At 61.0% G+C, this 17,878-nt stretch carries 18 protein-coding genes; 10 read left to right on the forward strand and 8 right to left on the reverse strand.

Annotated features, from left to right (window positions below; all coding sequences use genetic code 11):
• Positions 1–17 precede the first annotated feature (17 nt).
• The 4 genes from AC4CWH_RS01065 (at position 18) to AC4CWH_RS01080 (ending at position 4,662) form a co-directional block, all read left to right on the forward strand.
• On the forward strand, positions 18–1,499 hold the full coding sequence (locus AC4CWH_RS01065; RefSeq protein ID WP_491320027.1) for a mannitol dehydrogenase family protein: 1,482 nt from the start codon (positions 18–20) through the stop codon (positions 1,497–1,499).
• Between the two features lie 9 nt (positions 1,500–1,508).
• Positions 1,509–2,195, forward strand: coding sequence for an HAD family hydrolase (locus AC4CWH_RS01070; protein WP_491320028.1), 687 nt, complete (start codon positions 1,509–1,511; stop codon positions 2,193–2,195).
• Between the two features lie 74 nt (positions 2,196–2,269).
• Positions 2,270–3,850 carry an FGGY-family carbohydrate kinase gene (locus AC4CWH_RS01075; protein ID WP_491320029.1) on the forward strand — a complete coding sequence of 527 codons (1,581 nt, stop codon included), beginning with the start codon at positions 2,270–2,272 and terminating at the stop codon, positions 3,848–3,850.
• A 65-nt stretch (positions 3,851–3,915) separates the two neighbouring features.
• Positions 3,916–4,662, forward strand: a complete 747-nt coding sequence (locus AC4CWH_RS01080) for a sulfate transporter family protein (RefSeq protein ID WP_491320030.1) — start codon at positions 3,916–3,918, stop codon at positions 4,660–4,662.
• Here AC4CWH_RS01080 and nth read toward each other — a convergent pair.
• Entirely contained in the window at positions 4,615–5,367 is a 753-nt protein-coding gene (gene nth, locus AC4CWH_RS01085) for an endonuclease III (protein WP_491320031.1), read from the reverse strand. The two genes, AC4CWH_RS01080 and nth, sit on opposite strands and share 48 nt — an antisense overlap.
• A gap of 46 nt (positions 5,368–5,413) precedes the next feature.
• Here nth and AC4CWH_RS01090 point away from each other — a divergent pair, with 46 nt between their 5' ends.
• The 4 genes from AC4CWH_RS01090 to AC4CWH_RS01105 all read left to right on the forward strand — a co-directional run bounded on the left by AC4CWH_RS01090 (position 5,414) and on the right by AC4CWH_RS01105 (position 7,468).
• The gene (locus AC4CWH_RS01090; protein WP_491320032.1) at positions 5,414–5,923 is read left to right on the forward strand and encodes a DUF2244 domain-containing protein; all 510 of its coding nucleotides are present in this window, start codon (positions 5,414–5,416) and stop codon (positions 5,921–5,923) included.
• Positions 5,924–6,014: 91 nt separating this feature from the next.
• On the forward strand, positions 6,015–6,893 hold the full coding sequence (locus AC4CWH_RS01095; protein ID WP_491320033.1) for a methylated-DNA--[protein]-cysteine S-methyltransferase: 879 nt from the start codon (positions 6,015–6,017) through the stop codon (positions 6,891–6,893).
• Between the two features lie 46 nt (positions 6,894–6,939).
• Positions 6,940–7,176: a CopG family ribbon-helix-helix protein gene (locus AC4CWH_RS01100; RefSeq protein WP_491320034.1), complete on the forward strand. Its 237-nt coding sequence runs from the start codon at positions 6,940–6,942 to the stop codon at positions 7,174–7,176.
• Positions 7,177–7,180: 4 nt separating this feature from the next.
• Entirely contained in the window at positions 7,181–7,468 is a 288-nt protein-coding gene (locus AC4CWH_RS01105; protein WP_491320035.1) for a type II toxin-antitoxin system RelE/ParE family toxin, read from the forward strand.
• A 12-nt stretch (positions 7,469–7,480) separates the two neighbouring features.
• Here AC4CWH_RS01105 and AC4CWH_RS01110 read toward each other — a convergent pair whose 3' ends face one another.
• Positions 7,481–8,461, reverse strand: a complete 981-nt coding sequence (locus tag AC4CWH_RS01110) for a sugar-binding transcriptional regulator (RefSeq protein ID WP_491320036.1) — start codon at positions 8,459–8,461, stop codon at positions 7,481–7,483.
• A gap of 178 nt (positions 8,462–8,639) precedes the next feature.
• Here AC4CWH_RS01110 and tal point away from each other — a divergent pair, with 178 nt between their 5' ends.
• Positions 8,640–9,599, forward strand: coding sequence for a transaldolase (tal, locus tag AC4CWH_RS01115; RefSeq protein ID WP_491320037.1), 960 nt, complete (start codon positions 8,640–8,642; stop codon positions 9,597–9,599).
• A gap of 61 nt (positions 9,600–9,660) precedes the next feature.
• Here tal and AC4CWH_RS01120 read toward each other — a convergent pair whose 3' ends face one another.
• From AC4CWH_RS01120 to AC4CWH_RS01135, 4 genes are read right to left on the reverse strand one after another with little or no spacing between them, the layout of a single operon-like run.
• Positions 9,661–10,503 (reverse strand): metal ABC transporter permease, encoded by an 843-nt coding sequence (locus AC4CWH_RS01120; RefSeq protein ID WP_491320038.1) that lies wholly within the window; start codon positions 10,501–10,503, stop codon positions 9,661–9,663.
• Positions 10,500–11,360, reverse strand: a complete 861-nt coding sequence (locus tag AC4CWH_RS01125) for a metal ABC transporter permease (protein WP_491320039.1) — start codon at positions 11,358–11,360, stop codon at positions 10,500–10,502. Before AC4CWH_RS01125 ends, AC4CWH_RS01120 begins: the two co-directional genes overlap by 4 nt.
• Positions 11,341–12,249 (reverse strand): manganese/iron ABC transporter ATP-binding protein, encoded by a 909-nt coding sequence (locus AC4CWH_RS01130; RefSeq protein ID WP_491320040.1) that lies wholly within the window; start codon positions 12,247–12,249, stop codon positions 11,341–11,343. Before AC4CWH_RS01130 ends, AC4CWH_RS01125 begins: the two co-directional genes overlap by 20 nt.
• Positions 12,246–13,124, reverse strand: coding sequence for a metal ABC transporter substrate-binding protein (locus AC4CWH_RS01135; protein ID WP_491321320.1), 879 nt, complete (start codon positions 13,122–13,124; stop codon positions 12,246–12,248). Before AC4CWH_RS01135 ends, AC4CWH_RS01130 begins: the two co-directional genes overlap by 4 nt.
• A 271-nt stretch (positions 13,125–13,395) precedes the next feature.
• Here AC4CWH_RS01135 and AC4CWH_RS01140 point away from each other — a divergent pair, with 271 nt between their 5' ends.
• The gene (locus AC4CWH_RS01140; protein WP_491320041.1) at positions 13,396–14,580 is read left to right on the forward strand and encodes a hypothetical protein; all 1,185 of its coding nucleotides are present in this window, start codon (positions 13,396–13,398) and stop codon (positions 14,578–14,580) included.
• A 73-nt stretch (positions 14,581–14,653) separates the two neighbouring features.
• On the opposite strand, the gene lysS is transcribed toward AC4CWH_RS01140, so the two are convergent.
• Both lysS and gltX read right to left on the reverse strand, forming a co-directional pair.
• Positions 14,654–16,150 carry a lysine--tRNA ligase gene (gene lysS, locus AC4CWH_RS01145; RefSeq protein WP_491320042.1) on the reverse strand — a complete coding sequence of 499 codons (1,497 nt, stop codon included), beginning with the start codon at positions 16,148–16,150 and terminating at the stop codon, positions 14,654–14,656.
• A 177-nt stretch (positions 16,151–16,327) separates the two neighbouring features.
• Positions 16,328–17,785, reverse strand: a complete 1,458-nt coding sequence (gltX, locus tag AC4CWH_RS01150; protein WP_491320043.1) for a glutamate--tRNA ligase — start codon at positions 17,783–17,785, stop codon at positions 16,328–16,330.
• Between the last annotated feature and the right edge of the window lie 93 nt (positions 17,786–17,878).

The raw sequence follows: 17,878 nt of genomic DNA on the forward strand, positions 1-17,878 counted from the left end.
CCTTCGAGGACCGCGCCATGACTGTCAAAATCTCGCTTTCCACCCTTTCCGATGCGGCGGCAACGGCCGCCATTCCCGCCTATGACCGGGCGGCTCTTTCCGCCGGCATCCTGCATTTCGGCGTCGGCAATTTTCACCGGGCGCATCAGGCGGTTTATCTGGATGACCTGTTTAATGAGGGGCAGGATCACGACTGGGCCATTGTCGGCGCCGGCGTTTTACCGTCCGATCAAGCGATGCGCGAAAAGCTGGCGGCGCAGGATTTCCTGACCACCGTGGTGGAGCAGGACAACAACCGGACGGCGGCCCGCGTCACCGCCCCGATGGTCGATATCCTGCCGGTCGGCGACCGCGCAGCCATCATCGAAGCCTTGGCCGATCCCAAAATCCGTATCGTCTCGATGACCATTACCGAGGGTGGTTATTTCATCGATGCCAATGGCGACTTCAATCCGGCGCATCCGTCCATCGTCGCCGATGCGGAAAATCCTGACGCGCCGAGCACCGTCTTCGGCCTCATCATCGCCGGGCTGAAGGCGCGCCGGGAGAAGGGGCTTTCGCCCTTCACCGTGATGTCCTGCGACAACATTCCCGGCAATGGCCATGTGACGGCAAACACCGTCTGCGGGCTGGCAAAACTGTCGGATCCGGATTTTGCTGCCTGGATCCATGACAATGTCGCTTTTCCGAATTCCATGGTCGACCGCATCACGCCGGCAACCGGCGCCCGCGAGATCGACTTCCTGAAAGACACCTTCAACATTGACGACAACTGGCCGGTGTTCTGCGAAGAGTTCAAGCAATGGGTGATGGAGGATCATTTCCCCGCGGGCCGTCCGGCGCTGGAAAAGGTCGGCGTGCAGTTTGTCGAGGACGTGGCGCCCTACGAGTTGATGAAGATCCGTATCCTCAACGGTGGCCATGCTACGATTGCTTATCCGGCAGCGCTACTCGATATCCATTTCGTCCATGAGGCGATGGAGCATCCGCTGATCCGCGCGTTCCTGGCCAAGCTCGAAAAAGAGGAAATCATCCCCATCGTGCCGCCGGTGCCGGATACCAGCCTCGATGCCTATTACGACCTCATCGAGCGACGGTTCCTCAACCCTAAGATCGGCGACACCATTCCGCGCCTCGCGCAGGATGGCTCCAACCGCCAGCCGAAATTTATCCTGCCCTCGACCGTTGATCGTTTGCAGCGCGGCGAGGACATCATTGGCCTGTCACTGGTCTCGGCCCTGTGGTGCCGTTATTTCGCGGGCACGTCCGATAGCGGCAAGACGATTGTCTTTAATGATGCGAGCGCCGAAAAACTGCAGGCCGCAGCGCTTGCCGCCAAAACCGATCCAATGGCCTTCCTTGCGTTTGACGAAATCTTCGGCGCGGTTTCGGGCTCTGACCATTTCCGCGAGCGTTTTGCCCATGCGCTTCAGACATTGTGGACAAAAGGCACCGCTGCCACGCTTCAGCTCTATCTCGACGGCCAGCTGGTGAGCTAGAGTGCTTTCATGATGGAACGGGCGCCGCTGATAATCTTCGACTGTGATGGGGTGCTGGTGGATAGCGAGCCGCTGTCGATCCGTGTTCTCGTGGATACGGTAAAGGCCCACGGCGGCGAACTGGATGAGGCGGAAGCCTACCGGCGGTTTCTCGGGCGAAGCCTCGCCACCATGGTCTCCGTGCTGGACGAGACGTTTGGCGTCGAGGCCGACCAGGCCTTTCTGGACCGGATGCGGGCGGATCTCTACGCCCGGTTCGAGCAGGAACTGCAACCCATCGCCGGTATTGCTGCAGTGCTTCAGACGCTGGACTGGCGGTTCTGCGTGGCCTCTTCCAGCCAGCCGGAACGTATCCGCCTGTCGCTGGGGCTGACCGGCCTTGTCGATTTCTTCGAGCCGCATATATTCAGCGCCACCATGGTGAAGAACGGCAAGCCGGCGCCGGATCTTTTCCTTTACGCGGCAGAGCAGATGGGCGTGGCCCCGCAAAACTGCATTGTGATCGAAGATAGTCCCGCCGGCATTCTGGCGGCACAGAGGGCCGGAATGGCGGTTTTTGCCTTCACCGGCGGCTCGCATGCGGACCGGGAGGAATATCGGGCAGACATCAAGGCGCTGGCACCCGATGTCGAGTTTGACGCCATGTCCGATTTGATCCACCTTGTTCAACACTATATTGAAGGTTGCAACCGGTAGAAGCCAGCCGGCGCACCTTAAGCGCCAGATCTGCAAGTCGTTAGCTTTCCGGGGAAGATGGGGAATATGACCTGATGCGTGCGCACCTGGTGGCGGTCGATGTGGGAACGACCAGCGCGCGGGCCGGCATTTTCGACCGCGACGGCAGGCTTCTTGCCAAGGCGCGGCATCCGATCCTGATGCGGCGCGACGGCGAAATCTTTGCAGAGCACGATTCGGAAAACATCTGGCAGGCCGTGTGCCATGCGGTGCGCGCTGCCATCGCTGAAGCGGGTCTTGCCGCCACCGACATTGCCGCCATCGGCTTCGATGCCACCTGTTCGCTGGTGGTGCGCGACCGCGACGGCGCGCCGCTCACAGTCTCCAACAGTGGCGAGGACCGGTTCGATACCGTCGTCTGGCTCGATCATCGCGCCGTCTTTGAGGCCGAGCAGCTGAGCGCCACTCACCATCCGGTGCTGCGATTTTCAGGCGGCTCGCTGTCGCCGGAAATGCAGATCCCCAAGCTGATGTGGCTGAAGGCGCATCTGCCTGACAGTTGGCAGCGGGCCGGCTATTTTTTCGATCTCGCCGATTTTCTCACCTGGCGCGCCACCGGATCGAGCGCCCGCTCGCGCTCGACGCTGACGGCCAAGTGGAATTACCTTTCGCATGAACCGAGCGGCTGGAACGCGGATTTTCTCGCCACCGCAGGGCTTGCAGACCTCCTCAAAAAAGGCGCGCTGCCGCAGGAAACACTGGCGGTCGGGGCCGCCGTCGGCAGGCTGTCCGCCTCGGCTTCCGCAGACCTCGGCCTTGATGAGCATTGTATCGTGGCCGCCGGTCAGATCGATGCCTATGCCGGTGCGCTCGGTGCTCTGGGGGCAGTGGCCGGCCGGGCGGATCTGCCACGCAATCTCGCGCTGATCGGCGGCACATCGAGCTGCCTGGTTGCGCTGTCGCGCCAGCCGCTGCCGGGACATAGCCTCTGGGGGCCGTATTTTGAGGCGCTGTTATCCGGTCACTGGCTTATCGAAGGCAGCCAATCGGCCACAGGCGCGCTTCTCGACCATATGGTGCGCATGCATGCGGCCGGTGGTGAACCAACGGCAGCCCTGCACCAGCGCATCATTGATCGCATTGCCGAGCTGCGTGCCATTGAAGGCCATCGCCTTGGGGAGGGGATCTTCATCCTGCCGGATTTCCACGGCAACCGTTCGCCGCTTGCCGATCCGCGTGCCACCGGCGTTATCAGCGGCCTGACGCTCGATGCGTCCTTCGACGGGCTTTGCCGGCTTTACTGGCGAACCTGCGTGGCGCTGGTGCTCGCCATCCGCCACATCCTCGAAACCATGGCCGCGTTCGGTTACGGTTTCGACATGCTGCATGTCGCCGGCGGCCATGTGCAAAACCCGCTTCTGGTGGAGCTGTATGCTGATATCACCGGTCACCCGGTGCGTGTGCCGGCAGCGCCCGATGCGGTTTTATCCGGCACGGCGATGGCGACAGCGGTTGCCGGCGGTTTTTATCCGGGTCTTGCCGAAGCGGGGCTCGCCATGGACCGGGGTGGCGCAATCCGCCAACCGAATGAAGCGATGCGCGCCGCCTATGGCCGGGATTACCGCCGGTTCCTCGCCATGTATCGCCATCGCGCCGAGCTTGAAGCGATCACCTGATCCGCTCCTTATTGTTCCTGTTGTGCGGGGCACCTACATTGCGGACAAGAACGGAGACCGCCTGCATGATCCTACAGTCCGCCCGATTGTCCCTCTTGAACCTTTTTGCGCTTGAAACGCGCTCGGCCTTCTGGAAAGTGCTGGGGCTGACGATCCTCGTTCTGATCGGCCTATGGTTTGCGCTGCGCGGCGTGTTCATCGGTTATATCTGGCCTTATGTCGCCGATCTTCTGCCGAGCGTACCGGATTGGGCGGGCTGGCTGACCTTCATCTTCGCTATTCTTGCCGGCATCGGGCTGGCGCTTGGCCTTGCGCTGCTGATCGCCCCGGTGACGGCGCTGATTGCCGGCCTGTTTCTCGATGACGTCGCCGAAGTGGTGGAAAAGCGCGATTACCCGGATGATCCCGCCGGCACGGAAATGCCGCTTGGCCGGGCCATGATCGAATCCGTGCAGTTTTTAGGCGTCGTCATCCTCGGCAACATCATCGCGCTGTTTCTGCTTTTCCTGCCCGGCATCAATCTTATCGCCTTCTTCCTTGTGAACGGCTATCTGCTGGGGCGCGAGTTCTTCGAATTTGCCGCCATGCGCTTTCGCCCGCCGCATCAGGCAAAGGCGTTTCGCCGCAAGCACCAGGGCACGGTGTTTCTGGCCGGTCTGTTGATTGCCGGATTTCTGGCAATCCCGATCCTCAACCTCTTGACGCCGCTCTTTGCCGCCGGCCTGATGGTGCATTTGCACAAGGCGTTGAGCGTGCGCGATCCCTCATTCGCCGTCGTGGAGGGCGCCCGCGCTCAACATCTGCGCGGGTAGTTCTGCAAGCGGCGCCGGCACGTCGCAGGTCTTGGCCGGATAGCGACAGAGATCGGCCACCACGCAGGCCTCGCATTCCGGCCTTCGCGCCTTGCAGGTGTAACGTCCATGCAGGATCAGCCAGTGATGCGCGTGGAAGAGATAGGCTTTCGGGATGACCCGCAGGAGGTTTTCCTCCACCGCATCCGGCGTCGTGCCCGGGGCAAGCTTCATGCGGTTCGCCAGCCGGAAGACGTGCGTATCGACGGCAAGCGTCGGGATTCCGAACGCCATCGACATCACCACATTGGCGGTCTTTCGCCCGACACCCGGCAGGCGCATAAGCTCTTCGCGCGTTTTCGGTACTTCGCTTCCGAACTCCTCGATCAGCATGCGAGAGAGCGCAATGACGTTCTTGGCCTTGTTGCGGTAAAGCCCGATGGTCTTGATATGCTGGATGACACCCTCTTGGCCGAGCGCCAGCATCTTTTCCGGCGTATCGGCGATCTCGAACAGCTTTCTTGTGGCGCGGTTGACGCCGATATCGGTTGCCTGCGCTGAGAGCGCCACGGCAACGACGAGGGTGAACGGGTTCACATGCTCCAGTTCGCCCTTCGGCTCCGGCCGCTGGATGCTGAGGCGGCGGAAGATTTCTTCGATCTCCGCCTTGCTGTAGGCGGAGCGGGCATGCCTGCGGCTTCTCGCCGCGCCATTTGACTTTTGCAAGGTTTGCCTATGGGATTGTCACTTCGAAATTGCCATCATAGCTTCTATGACAAGGCACGCGAGGGAAGGCAACGTGGACAGGCTGGACGATAACCCGGTTTTTGCAGCGGAGTTGACGCCTTATCGCTCGCTCGGGCGAAAAGGTTTTCGTGTGTTACTCGCCATCAGCGGCGGCTTTTGCCTGCTGCACGGGCTGTTTTTCATGGCAACCGGCGCCTGGCCCATCGGAATTTTCTTCGGGCTGGATTTCCTGCTGCTCTACGGCGCTTTCTGGCTGAACTACCGCGCCGGCCGCGCCCGCGAGGAAGTGACGGTGTCGCGCACCAATGTCTCCATCCGCAAATTCTCGCCGGCAGGCCGCATGGTGGAGCATCGGTTCAATCCGTTCTGGGCCCGCTTTCGCGTGCGCCGTCACCAGGAATACGGCATCACCTCGATGCATGTGACGGGCGAGGGCCGCCTGACCGATGTCGGCTCCTTCCTCAACCCGGATGACCGGGAAAGCTTTGCCAAGGCGTTTCGCGGAGCGCTGGCGACGGTCAAGCAGCGGATTTGAGAGCGGGCAACAAAGCTGGCTTTGCGCAAGAAACGGGTGGCGTCTTCCACCTGCCCGTGCTGAATTCATCCTCGAAATGAGGACCTTTCCGATGAACGCCTTTTCGCCCGCACCCGCCACAGACATCACGCCAGAGGGCGAGGATTATGCTGTCGTCAAGCAGGTGATCGAACTCATCACGCTCGATTATCGCGACCAGCCCTCGCTGGAAAGGATTGCCGCCGAACTCAACCGTTCGCCGACGCAGTTGCAAAAGGTATTCACCCGCTGGGCGGGCCTCAGCCCCAAGGCGTTTTTGCAGGCGGTAACGCTCGACCATGCCAAGCGTCTGCTGGGGCATGAGCAATTGCCGCTTATGGAAACCTCCTATGAGGTTGGCCTGTCCGGACCCGGCCGCCTTCACGATCTCTTTGTCACCCATGAGGCGATGAGCCCGGGCGAATGGAAAGCGAAAGGTGGCGGCATCACGATCTCCTACGGCTTCCATCCGTCGCCCTTCGGTCTGGCGCTGGTCATGGCAACCGAGCGCGGCCTTGCCGGCCTTGCCTTTGCCGATGACGAGGGCGGACGCGATGCCTGCTTCGCGGATATGGCAAAACGCTGGCCGAATGCCGCCTATGTGGAAGATCAGGCTGCCACCGCACCCTACATCGCCCGCGCCTTCGAGCCCGGCCGCTGGTGTGCCGAAGAACCGCTGCGCGTCGTCCTCATCGGCTCGGATTTTCAGGTCCGCGTCTGGCAGAGCCTCCTAAAAATCCCTTTCGGCAAGGCCGTCACCTATTCCGATGTCGCCCGCGACATTGGCCAACCTACAGCCAGCCGTGCGGTCGGCGCTGCCATCGGCCGTAACCCGATTTCCTTCGTCGTGCCTTGCCATCGCGCTCTCGGCAAAAGCGGTGCGCTGACCGGCTATCACTGGGGGCTCACACGCAAGCGGGCCATTTTGGGCTGGGAGGCGGGGAAGGTGTGAGGGGATTTTCTTTGCGGAGATAGCCTTGATATGAGAGACTGAACGCATGAAAAACGCCGTCGACCTCCCGGATGACATCTCTCGCCGCATCGACCGTCTGGCCGAGCGTACGAGCCTGACGCGCAGCCGGATTGTCGAGGATGCGCTTTCCCACGGCCGATCTCTCGCGTGGCAGGAAAAATGGATCGCCGGTGTTCAGGCCGGTATCGCGGACGCCGACGAGGGCGAATTTGCCTCGCCGGCTGAAATCGATGCGCTGCTGACCCGATACGATCAGGCCTGACCGGATGCATGTCGTCTGGACGCGGCGGTCTCTCCGGGAACTCGCAGCCATCGGCGATTATATTGCTGAGCATAACCCACCGGCCGCAGCCAGGGTTGTCAGGGACATCCACCGCAGAACCGCCCAGCTTTTATCAGCCAATCCGTTCATCGGTCGCAGCGGCGAGATCGAGGGGACGCGTGAATTGGTGCTGCCGAACCTGCCCTATATCGTTGCCTACCGTGTGCGGGATGAGCAGGTCGAAGTGCTCTTCGTGCAGCACGCGGCACGCGAATGGCCGGACGAGTTCTGAAGCAGGCGTTGCCTACACCTCCGCCAACGCCAACAGTTCCCGCGCTGCTGCCTCGTCGGTGATCAGCGTGTTGCAGCCGATGCGGCGGATGGTGGCGCGGATGGCGAGGGCCCGGTGGGCGCCGCCCGATGACAGCACGATGTGCCGCGCCTTCTTCAGCGTATCAAGATCGACCGACATCACCCGTTCGTTGATCGGGTGGTCGATGGTTTTGCCATCCGCATCGAGAAAATTGAACATGGTGTCGCAGACGCAGCCGGCCGCCACCAGTTCCTCAAGTGCGGCGTGGCTGATGAAGCCTTCCGACAGCGAGGTGGAATGCGGGCCGATATCGCCGCAGGAGACGATGGCGAGGTCGAGGTTTTCGGCGAGATCGTAGAGCGTCTTCAGCCCGCATTCCTCGATCAGCGCCCGCTTGGTCGCAACCGAATCGACCAGAAGCGGCGCCAGAAACATGTAGCATTCGGCGCCGAGCTGGCTTGCCAGCCGCCAAGTATAGTCGATCGGGTTCGTCTGGTGGACAGCAACGATGCCGCCGAGGAGCGAGACGACCTTGCAGTTTTCCCGCCTTGGCGGACGAAAGCCTGAGAGCGATGCCGTCATGGTGCGGCCCCAGCCGACGCCGATGGTGAGATTGTCGGTGACGACTTCCGTCAGAAACTGGCCAAGCGCCAGGCCAACGGCTTTTGCAATCGCACCCGCTTCCGTGCTTTCAGGGGAGGGCACGACCACAGCCTCATCCAAGCCATAGGTCTTTTCCAGCTTCACCGCGAGGTCGACGCAATCGTCGATGCCTTCGCTGATCCAGATCTGCACTTCCGAGCGTTTCAGCGCCTCGTCCAGCAACCGGATGACGGTGGAGCGGCTGACGCCGAGCTTTTCCGCCACATCCTTCTGCGTCAGGCCCTGGTTGTAATAGAGCCAGGCAGCGCGCAACCGGAGCGACGCGGCTTCCGAATAGGCAATATGCGTGTCGCGTCTGAGTTTCGCCACGGCGATCCGGCATCCTTGTTCTGTCGTGAGGCAGATTTCACTATCAGGCGGCATGAAACAAATGTCAAATACACTAGGCAAATGTCTTGACTTTCAGGCGTGTGACCGCAGATACTAAGGATAACGGGAGATGGATTTTCTCCCTCGTTTTTCGATCCAACTTTCAAGGATATTTCGGATGGCGTCCAAGCTCGAACAACTCCGTTCCATGACCACGGTCGTCGCCGATACCGGCGATATCGAGGCTGTGGCGCGCCTGAAGCCGGTGGATTGCACCACCAACCCCACCATCGTGCTGAAGGCGCTCGGCACGCCGATGTTTGCCGACGATGTGAAGGAAGCCGTGTCCTGGGGCAAAAAGCAGGGCGGCAATGAGGACGCGGTGATTTCCGCCGTGTCCGATCGTCTGGCAATTTCCGTTGGTGCGGCGCTCTCCAAGCTCGTTCCCGGCCGCGTGTCGACCGAAGTCGATGCCGATCTTTCTTTCGATACGGAAGCCTCCATCAAGAAGGCGTATGGCATTATCGCCGCCTACAAGGAGCGCGGCATCGAGCGTGACCGCATCCTGATCAAGCTTGCCTCCACCTGGGAAGGCATCAAGGCCGCCGAAGTGCTGCAGACGGAAGGCATCGACTGCAACCTGACGCTTCTCTTCTCGAAGGCTCAGGCGATTGCCTGCGCGGATGCAAAAGCCTTCCTCATCTCGCCCTTCGTCGGGCGCATTCTCGACTGGTACAAGAAGTCCACCGGTGAAGACTACACGTCGGAAACCGATCCGGGCGTCGTTTCCGTGCGCCAGATCTACAACTACTACAAGGCGAACGGCATTGAGACCATCGTCATGGGCGCTTCCTTCCGTAACGCCGGCGAAATCGAAGCGCTGGCCGGCTGCGACCGCCTGACCATCAGCCCGGCGCTGCTGGACGAGCTGGACAAGGCCGAGGGCACGCTGGAGCGCAAGCTGTCTCCCGACAACATCACCGAGGATGCCTTCTTCCCGATTGACGAGAAGAAGTTCCGCTGGATGCTGAACGAGGATGCGATGGCAACTGAAAAGCTGTCGGAAGGCATCCGCTCGTTTGCCAAGGACCTGATCGGCCTGCGCACCATGGTGAAGAAGGAACTGGCTGCGGCCTGACCGCACCCACCTCAAGAAAATCGAAAACGGCTCGCCTCTGGCGGGCCGTTTTTCGTTGTGGTCAGGGTTTCGCCACAATCCGTCGGGCGCGGATCGAGGTGCGGATGAAGGCGGCAATGAAGGCAGCGCTCATCAGCAGCACGATGGTCGGGGCCGGGGCGCTGTCGATGAAGAAGCTCAAATAGATGCCGAGGAAGGATGAGGTCAGCGCAATAGCCACCGCCACCAGCATCATCGTGTGAAAGCGGCGCGTCAGCAGGAAGGCAATGGCGCCGGGGGCAACGAGGATTGCGACGGAGAGGATGATGCCGACCGCCGTCAGTGCGCCGACGACGGTGAGCGACAGCACCGTTAGCAACCCGTAATGCAACAGTTTTACCGGTAGGCCTATGGCCTGCGCATGCTGGGGATCGAAGGCATGCACCAGCAGATCCTTGCGCAGCACGCCGAGAAAGATCACGCAGGCAAGCGCAATCAGGCCCGTCTCGATGAGATCGGACGGTGCGATGCCGAGCATGTCGCCAAACAGGATGTGGTCGAGATGCACGTCGCTCTGGACGGCGACGAACATCACGAGGCCGAGGCCGAACATGCCGGAAAACACGATGCCGAGAACCGTATCCTCCTTGATGCGGCTGTTATCCTTGAGATAACCGGTCGCGAGCGCGCAAACGAGGCCTGCCACAAAGGCGCCGAGCGACAGCGGCAGCGACAGCATGTAGGCAATGACCACACCCGGCAGCACGGCATGGGAGACGGCATCGCCCATCAGCGACCAGCCCTTCAGCACCAGAAAGCAGGAGAGCATCGCCATCGGCACGGCAATCATCATGGTCACGATGAAGGCGTTCTGCATGAAGGGCAGTTGGAACGGCAGGATGGCCAGTTGCATTGTCTCGCTCATGCTGGCTCCTCCAGTGCATGAGCGCGACGGCGGCGGGCGGCGATCAGGCCGTGCTTCGGGGCAAAAACGAAGGCGGACAGAAAGATCAGCGTCTGCAGCACCACGATGATGCCGCCGGTCGCGCCGTTGAGGAAATAGCTGGCATAGGCGCCGACAAAGCTGGTGACGGCACCGATGCCGGCTGCCAGCACGATCAGCCGCTGGAACCGGTCGGTGATGAGGTAGGCGGTGGCACCCGGCGTCACCACCATGGCAACGACCAGGAAGGCGCCGACCGTTTGCAGGGCGGCAACCGTGGAGGCAGCCAGCAGCGTAAAGAACAGCGCCTTCAAAAAGTCCGGGCGCAGGCCAATGGTGCGCGCATGGTTTTCATCGAAGAAGGCCACCATCAGGTCCTTCCACTTCAAAAGAAGGATGACGAGGCTGATGCCGCCAATCAGCACCAGTTGCACCGTATCTTGCGGCGTGATGGCCAGGATATTGCCGAGCACAATGGTCTGGATGTTGACCGAGGTGGGCGACAGCGACACCATGAAGAGGCCAAGGCCGAAAAAGGCGGTGAATATCAGGCCAATTATCGCGTCTTCCTTCAGCTTGGTGCGCTGGTTGAGGAAAAGCATGGCAACCGCCGCAAGCCCGCCGGAGAGGAAGGCGCCGAGCGCAAACGGCAGGCCCAGCATATAGGCGCCGGCAACGCCGGGAACGATGGCATGCGACAGCGCATCGCCGATCAGCGACCAGCCTTTCAGCATCAGATAGGCGGAGAGAAAACCGCAGACGCCGCCGACCAGAGCGCTTACCCAGATGGCGTTCAGCATATAGCCATAGGTGAAGGGCTCAAGAAGCGTCTGGAGCATCCGTCGCCTCCTTCGGCTTCTGGATCGCCGTCTTGCGGGTGCCATTGCCATAGGTCACGTAGGGGCGCTCGTCGTCGGTGATAACGCGCACATGGCGGGCATCCTCGTCATCATGCAGGTCGCGGCCGCCGAGAACGAAATGGCGCAGCACGCCACCAAACGCCTTTTCGAGGTTTTCCTCGTTGAACGTGTCTTCCGTTTTGCCATAGGCGGTCACGGTGCCCTTCACGAAAACGGTGCGGTCGCAGAAGTCAGGCACGCTGCCGAGATTGTGGGTGGAGACCAGCATCACGCGGCCTTCGTCGCGCAGGGATTTCAGCAGCGTGATGATCTGTTCTTCGGTGCCGACGTCAACGCCGGTAAACGGCTCGTCAAGCAGGATCACCTGGCCTTCCTGGGCAAGTGCGCGAGCAAGAAACACCCGCTTGCGCTGGCCGCCGGACAACTCGCCGATCTGGCGCTTGCGAAACTCCACCATGTTGACGCGCTGAAGCGCCTCACTCACCATCTCATGGTCGCGTCGGGTGGGGATGCGCAGGAAATTCATGTGGCCGTAGCGGCCCATCATCACCACGTCTTCGACGAGAACAGGAAAATTCCAGTCCACCTCTTCCGATTGAGGCACATAGGCGATGAGGTTTTTCTTGAGCGCCTGGGCAGCGCTCATGCCGAGGATTTCGACTGTGCCGCCCGAGAGAGGCACGAAACCCATGATGGCCTTGAAGAGGGTGGACTTGCCGGCGCCGTTGACGCCGACCAGAGCGGTGATGGTGCCCTTGGGAACCGTGAAGCTTGCATGCCGCAGGGCTGTGTGCCCGTTGCGGTAGGAGACTGTGACGTCATCGACTCGGATGCCTGAAGGCTGCTGCTTCACCTTTCCCATCATCATTGCGAAAGACCTTTCGCAATCGTGCCCGTCGTGACCTTCAGAAGATCCAGATAGGTGGGAACGGGGCCATCCGGATCACTGAGACTGTCGACATAAAGCACTCCGCCATATTTCGCCCCCGTCTCGCGCGCTACCTGCTGGGCTGGATTGGGGGAAACCGTGCTTTCGGAAAAGATCACCCCGATCTTGTCGGCCCGCATGGCATCGATCACGGCTTTTACCTGCTGGGGCGTGCCCTGGCTGTCAGCATTGACCGGCCAGAGATAAAGCTCCTTCAGGCCGAAATCTCGGGCGAGATAGGAAAAGGCGCCTTCGCTCGTAACCAGAAATCGATGATTTTCCGGAAGCGCATTCAGCGTATCGCGAATGGGCTGTACGGTGGCGCGGATCTTGTCAGAATAGGCCTTGGCGTTTGCGGCGTAGAGATCGGCATGGGGCGGATCGATTTGAGCCAGCGCCTTGCGGATGTTTTCCACATAGATCAGCGCGTTTTCCGGCGACATCCAGGCGTGCGGGTTGGGGCGGCCCTGATAGGCGCCGCCAGCGATCGCCATGGGCACCACCCCGTCAGACACCGTGACACTGGGGACATCGCCGAGGTTCACGAGGAATTTTTCAAACCACTGTTCGAGGTTCAGCCCGTTGCGCAAAACCAGGTTGGCATTGCGGGCACGCAGGATGTCGCGCGGCGTCGGCTGGTAGTTGTGAATCTCCGCACCGGGTTTGGTAATACTTTCGACGTCGGCGGCATCGCCGGCCACGTTCTTCGCCATGTCGGCGATAATGGTGAAGGTGGTAACCACCTTGGGCTTTTCCGCGGCGTTCGAAACAGCCGGCGATAGGCTAAGAACGGTCGCAAGACCGGCAGCGAGCATGCGCAGTAGCACGGAATTCATCCTCTAATGCAACTCATTTGCAATCTAACTTAGCCTCGCTTTTCCACATGTCAATGCTATTGCAAATCATTCGCAACTTCGTGAAGCCTGATTTAACGCGATGTCGTTGTGCCGGGACGGTGCAGGAGGGATCACCCGAAAGCCATCGTCGGTTAAAGCATTCTTCAATGCTCATGGATAAAGATGGCGGCTCGGCCCTGTTGGCCTCAGTTTTGCGTTGAGTGGAGTTGTGCATGCCGGAGTTGCGGGCGTGAAGGGCGTAAAGATACGGCTGTCACGCACCCTCGTGCTGGTTCTCGGTGGCGTCGTGCTTCTCGGCGGCGGCAGCGGCGCCTTGGCGCTTTACATCGGCGCCGACAAGCTCCTTGGCCCCTCCTATCTGGAGATCAACGGGCTGGAATGCACCACGGTGCAGCTGGTGAAGATCAAGCGCGACCACCGCTACTGGGTGCGCAAATATGTCGTCACGGAACCGGGTGATGGTTCGGCGCGGCTCAAAACTGCGCTGCGCGTCGCAAAATCCGTGCAGGCGGCGGAAAAGGCTGATCTGGTGCAGGTCAGCATCCTCGATAAATCCGGGCCGACGCAACGGGCGGGCATGCGTGGGCGCGCCATCGGTGCGCAGGTGGTGTACATTCCGGAGCCTTCGAAAGAGGCGGATGCCTCCGATCCCGTTTACTCCGCCTTCTATTATGATGGTCCTGTTGCGCCGAACGGCGAATATTTCGGATTGCGCATCGATCCGCCGCTGGAGGATATCGAAAAGCTGGCGGCAAGCCTGACCGATAGCGCCGATTGCGTCTCGCCGGTGTCTGAAAGCGATGCCAAGGGCGATGGCCATGGCGCGGCCAAGGGCAAGGACGCCCATGGCGGTGGTCATGAAGCAGCCCCGCCGGCGCATGGTGCAGAGGCAGGCGCCGATGCCGGCCACGGCGGAAAGACCGATGAGCATGGCGCTCCACCTGCTGCGGCAGGCGGCCATGGCGGAGAAGCCGCGCCAGAACCTGAAAGCGGCGGCCTGATCAGTTCGCTGAAAAACATGGTGTTTGGCAAGTCTGAGGAGACGGCTGACGCCAAGGCGCCGGTGGATGCGCATGGCGCAACGGACAAGCCTACTGACACGGCGGATGCCGCCGCGCATGCCGAGCCCAACGTCCAGCCCAGCCCCGAGCATACGGCCGTTGCCGCCGAGCCCGGCCTGTTTTCCCGCATGAAGGCGATGGTGTTTGGCGCGGATGCGCCGAAAACCGTTGTCGAACAGGTGCCGCCAGCACCGACAACCGGCGAACCGCCGCAATCCCATGCCGCAGCGCCAGCGCATGATGGCATTGACCCGATGAAGGTTGCTGCCCCGACGGATGCGAAAGACGCACCGCCAGAACCTGCCGCGCGCCAAGCGGAGCCGGCCGCCAAGGCGGCCACTGTCTCACACTGAGTTTTCCCGACAGCGTCAAACAGAAACGGCCCGCCTGAAGCGAGCCGTTTGATTGTTCTTGCCTGTCGGCTTCTCAGTCTGCCTTGTTGCGGCGGGCCGGGAAGAGGATGATGTCGCGGATCGACGGAGAATTGGTGAGCAGCATGATCAACCGGTCGACGCCAATGCCGAGGCCACCGGCGGGCGGCATGCCCTGGTCGATGGCATCCAGAAACTCGTCGTCGAGCTGCTTGTCCTTTTCGCCGCGGGCATGGGCCTGTTCCAGCTGCTCGACCATGCGCTTGCGCTGTTCTTCCGGATCGTTCAGTTCGGAAAACGCATTGCCCACTTCCCAGGCGTTGCAATAGGTCTCGAAGCGTTCAACAAGACGCGGCTCGCCCGGCACTTCCTTGGCAAAGGGCGAGATGTCTTTTGGAAAATGCGTGACATGGCTCGGCTGGATCAGCGTGCCCTCGACCTTTTCCTCAAAGATGAAGGCGAGGCATTCACCCCAGGTCCAGTCCTTTTCAACCGCAAAACCGGCAGCCTTGGCAGCAGTGCGGGCTTCCTCGTCGGTCTTCATCGCGAGGAAATCGATGCCGGTTGCGTCCTTGACCGCATCCGGCATCGGAACGCGCTTGAACGGGCCCTTGAAGGACAAAGTCTTGTCGGCAAATTCCACATCCGTCGTGCCATGGATCGACAGTGCCAGCGTTTCGAACAGGCGTTCGACCAGCCCCATCATGTCCTCGTAATCGGCATAGGCCCAGTAGCACTCCATCATGGTGAATTCTGGGTTGTGCCGTGTGGAGACGCCTTCGTTGCGGAAGTTGCGGTTGATCTCGAACACCTTGTCGGAGAGACCGGAGACCAGCGTGCGCTTCAAGAACAGTTCCGGCGCAATGCGCAGGTACATGTCCATCTTCAGCGTGTTGTGGAAGGTCTTGAACGGATCGGCCGTCGCGCCGCCATAGACGGTCTGCAGCATCGGCGTTTCGACTTCGAGAAAGCCTTCGTTCTCCAGGAAGCGGCGGAAGCCGGACACGATCTTCGAGCGCTGCTGGAAACGCAGCTTGCTCTCGTCATTGCTCAGGATGTCGAGGTGGCGCTTGCGGTAGCGAATTTCGACGTCAGCAATGCCGTTCCACTTTTCCGGCATCGGCAGTAGCGACTTTGTGAGCATGGTGATTTCATGCGCGTTGATCGTCAGCTCGCCGCGTTTGGTGCGGCGCACGACACCGGTGACGCCGATGATGTCGCCGATATCGATGAGGGCCAGCATCTCGCGGGCAGCTTCCGGCGTGGTGTCCTTGTGGGAAAAGATCTGCACCTTGCCCGAGGCATCGCGCAGATCCATGAACATGCCGGAATTGCGCGAGGAATAAACGCGGCCGGCAACGGTGACGATATCGCCGGTCTCGACGTCGGCCTCGAGGCTCTCGTATTTTTCCGCCAGTTCCGCATTGGTCAACGTGCGGTGGAAATGCGCCGGATAAACGTCGCCCACCTTTTCGCGCAGCAGCGCCAGTTTCTGGCGGCGCACTTGCGTGGCGTCGGAGGAGAGGGCGGTTTCGGTCTTCTGTTCGGTCATCGGTTTTCGCCTTCGAGGCTGGTTGTTCTGGTTCACCGGTGCGGCGGGCTCGGCCAACCCTCCCCCTTGTGGGGAGGGTCGGAGCGTAGCGACGGGGAGGGGTAACCCGGATTGAGAAAGAAAAGGCCCCTCCCTAACCCTCCCCACAAGGGGGAGGGAACCCGTCGCCGCTGGGAATTACTTTTCTGCACCCACCATGGATGCCACCACGGTTGCGGCAATTTTGAGCCGCTGGCGCACGACCGAGCGGCCGAGCAGCGCCATCGAGTCAAACAGGGGCAGCGAGCGCGACGAACCGGACATGGCAACGAACAGCGGCGGCGTCACCACGCGCAGCTTTTTGCCGAGCTTGTCGGCGATGGTGCGCAGTTCCTGGTCGATGCTCTCCACCGACCATTCCGGCATCTTTTCGAAATCGGCCTGTACGGTGTTGATGATCTCAAGCGTATCGGCAGGCGTCGTCTTCAGCCCGGCAAACGAGGCAGGCGTCAGGCCAACGTCGTTGGACAGCAGGAAGCCGGCGAGCTGCGGCAGTTCGCCGAGCTTGGAAATGCGGCTCTGCGAAAGCTTCAGGCCTTCCGTCAGGCGCTGGTTTTCAGAGGCCCATTCGAAGGTGCGCGCAATGAACTCTTCCGGTGTCAGCTTTTCGCGCAGCCAGCGGCCGTTCAGCCAGTCCAGCTTCTGGATGTCGAAGATGGCGCCGGCCTTGGAAAGATTGTCCGGATCGAACTTTTCCGTCAGCTCGTCCATCGTCAGCAGTTCCTCGCCTTCGGCGATCTGCACGAAGAACAGGCCGAGGAAGTTCATCAGTGCTTCCGGCAGGTAACCGAGCGCCGAATAATACGAGATCGAGGTCGGGTTCTTGCGCTTCGACAGTTTTGACTTGTCGGCATTGCGCATCAGCGAGAGATGCATGAACTTCGGCTCATCCCAGCCGAAATACCGATAAAGCAGGATGTGCTTCGGCACAGACGCCAGCCACTCTTCGCCGCGCGCCACATGGGTGATCTTCATCAGATGGTCGTCGATGACGTTTGCCATATGATAGGTCGGCATGCCGTCGGCCTTGATCAGCACCTGCATGTCGACCGAATTCCACGGGATCGAGACGTCGCCATAAACGCCGTCGTTGAATTCGCAGGCACCTTCGGTCGGGATCTTCATGCGCACGACGGATGCTTCGCCGGCCTCCATCTTGGCGGTGACTTCTTCGGCCGAATAGCGCAGGCAGAGGCCATCATAGCCCGGCGCCTTGCCGGCGGCGCGCTGGTCTTCGCGCATCTTGTCCAGCCGCTCGGGCGTGCAGAAACAGCGAAACGCATGGCCCTTGTCGAGAAGGTCCTGCGCGTAGGGCCAGTACATGTCCTTGCGGTCGGACTGGCGATAGGGGCCGTAGGGGCCGCCGACATCGGGGCCTTCGCTCCACTCAAGGCCTGCCCAGCGCAGCGCGTCGAGCACTTTCTGCTCGTATTCCGGCGTCGAGCGCGAGGCATCGGTGTCCTCGATGCGCAAAATGAACTCGCCGCCCATCTTCTTGGCGAAGAGATAGTTGAAAAGCGCGATATAGACCGTGCCGACATGCGGCTCGCCGGTCGGGGAAGGTGCGATACGGACGCGGACGCCGGAAGTGGTCATGGGTGCCTGCTCGAACTGGAAAAGCGCCCGGAAGGGCGCGATTTTTGTTTTCGGGATTGGCAGGCCTTAGCGCATATTCTGCGGGAAGCGTCA

It is taken from the genome of Neorhizobium sp. PAMB6716, from assembly GCF_058242805.1.

What these genes read in the sequence shown, in the direction of transcription:
- AC4CWH_RS01105 (WP_491320035.1), top strand. Translation starts at nt 7,181, where the DNA reads ATGCATGTCGTCTGGACGCGGCGGTCTCTCCGGGAACTCGCAGCCATC.
- AC4CWH_RS01065 (WP_491320027.1), top strand. Translation starts at nt 18, where the DNA reads ATGACTGTCAAAATCTCGCTTTCCACCCTTTCCGATGCGGCGGCAACG.
- AC4CWH_RS01135 (WP_491321320.1), bottom strand. Translation starts at nt 13,124, where the DNA reads ATGCTCGCTGCCGGTCTTGCGACCGTTCTTAGCCTATCGCCGGCTGTT.
- AC4CWH_RS01100 (WP_491320034.1), top strand. Translation starts at nt 6,940, where the DNA reads ATGAAAAACGCCGTCGACCTCCCGGATGACATCTCTCGCCGCATCGAC.
- gltX (WP_491320043.1), bottom strand. Translation starts at nt 17,785, where the DNA reads ATGACCACTTCCGGCGTCCGCGTCCGTATCGCACCTTCCCCGACCGGC.
- lysS (WP_491320042.1), bottom strand. Translation starts at nt 16,150, where the DNA reads ATGACCGAACAGAAGACCGAAACCGCCCTCTCCTCCGACGCCACGCAA.
- AC4CWH_RS01120 (WP_491320038.1), bottom strand. Translation starts at nt 10,503, where the DNA reads ATGAGCGAGACAATGCAACTGGCCATCCTGCCGTTCCAACTGCCCTTC.
- AC4CWH_RS01075 (WP_491320029.1), top strand. Translation starts at nt 2,270, where the DNA reads ATGCGTGCGCACCTGGTGGCGGTCGATGTGGGAACGACCAGCGCGCGG.
- AC4CWH_RS01095 (WP_491320033.1), top strand. Translation starts at nt 6,015, where the DNA reads ATGAACGCCTTTTCGCCCGCACCCGCCACAGACATCACGCCAGAGGGC.
- AC4CWH_RS01080 (WP_491320030.1), top strand. Translation starts at nt 3,916, where the DNA reads ATGATCCTACAGTCCGCCCGATTGTCCCTCTTGAACCTTTTTGCGCTT.
- AC4CWH_RS01070 (WP_491320028.1), top strand. Translation starts at nt 1,509, where the DNA reads ATGATGGAACGGGCGCCGCTGATAATCTTCGACTGTGATGGGGTGCTG.
- AC4CWH_RS01130 (WP_491320040.1), bottom strand. Translation starts at nt 12,249, where the DNA reads ATGATGATGGGAAAGGTGAAGCAGCAGCCTTCAGGCATCCGAGTCGAT.
- AC4CWH_RS01090 (WP_491320032.1), top strand. Translation starts at nt 5,414, where the DNA reads ATGACAAGGCACGCGAGGGAAGGCAACGTGGACAGGCTGGACGATAAC.
- AC4CWH_RS01125 (WP_491320039.1), bottom strand. Translation starts at nt 11,360, where the DNA reads ATGCTCCAGACGCTTCTTGAGCCCTTCACCTATGGCTATATGCTGAAC.
- tal (WP_491320037.1), top strand. Translation starts at nt 8,640, where the DNA reads ATGGCGTCCAAGCTCGAACAACTCCGTTCCATGACCACGGTCGTCGCC.